1 protein-coding gene is annotated in these 1,032 nt (G+C 45.0%); it reads left to right on the top strand.

Going from position 1 to position 1,032, the window contains the following annotated elements:
• Positions 1–34: 34 nt before the first annotated feature.
• The coding region (locus PX484_RS10325; RefSeq protein ID WP_288103736.1) for a long-chain acyl-[acyl-carrier-protein] reductase at positions 35–1,032 on the top strand (998 nt) is incomplete at its 3' end.

The raw sequence follows: 1,032 nt of genomic DNA, 5'->3' as shown, positions 1-1,032 counted from the left end.
TCTAGTGCCATCTAGTCTAACGAAAGAACAATCAATGTTTGGTCTTATAGGTCATCTTACCAGTTTAGAACACGCCCAATCGGTCGCCGACGATCTAGGTTATCCTGAATATGCTAACCAGGGATTAGATTTTTGGTGTGCGGCCCCCCCACAAATTGTCGATGATTTTCATGTCACCAGCATCACGGGGCAAACCATCAGAGGAAAATATATCGAATCCTGTTTTTTACCGGAGATGTTGTCGAATCGTTGGGTGAAGTCTGCTATTCGTAAGGTGCTAAATGCCATGGCACTCGCTCAAAAAAGTGATATCAATATCACCGCACTCGGCGGTTTTTCTTCAATTATTTTCGAGGAATTTAATCTCAAAGATAATCGACAGGTGCGCAATATCGAGCTAGATTTTGGCCGTTTTACCACCGGTAACACCCACACCGCTTACGTCATCTGCACTCAGGTGGAAACCCTCGCTGAAAAAATGGGCGTTGATTTAGCTCAATCTACCGTCGTGGTTTGTGGGGCCACCGGAGATATCGGCAGCGCCGTTTGTCGTTGGTTAAATGAAAAAACCAATACAAAAGAACTAATATGTGTGGCACGCAATCAAGAGCGTTTACAATCTCTGCAAGAGGAGTTAGGACGCGGTAAAATTCTTCCCCTAGAGGAGGCTTTACCCCTGGCTGATATCATTGTTTGGGTGGCTAGTCTGCCTAAAGGGGTGGAAATTGATCCGGATAAACTCAAGCGCCCCTGTCTTATTATTGATGGTGGTTATCCGAAAAATTTAGGCACGGTGTTAAATGCCCCCGATATTTCGGTGATTAAGGGCGGCATTGTCGAGCATTCCCTCGATATTGACTGGAAAATTATGAAAATCGTTAATATGGATATTCCCTCTCGTCAAATGTTTGCCTGTTTTGCTGAGGCGATTTTATTGGAGTTGGAGGGTTGGCAAACTAATTTTTCCTGGGGACGCAATCAAATTACCGTCCCTAAAATGGAACAAATCGGCGCAGCTTCCCGCAAACACGG

The organism is Microcystis sp. M49636_WE2, from assembly GCF_030065375.1.
GTDB classification, from domain to species: Bacteria; Cyanobacteriota; Cyanobacteriia; order Cyanobacteriales; family Microcystaceae; genus Microcystis; species Microcystis aeruginosa_C.
This window is presented reverse-complemented; position numbering and strand designations above follow the sequence as displayed.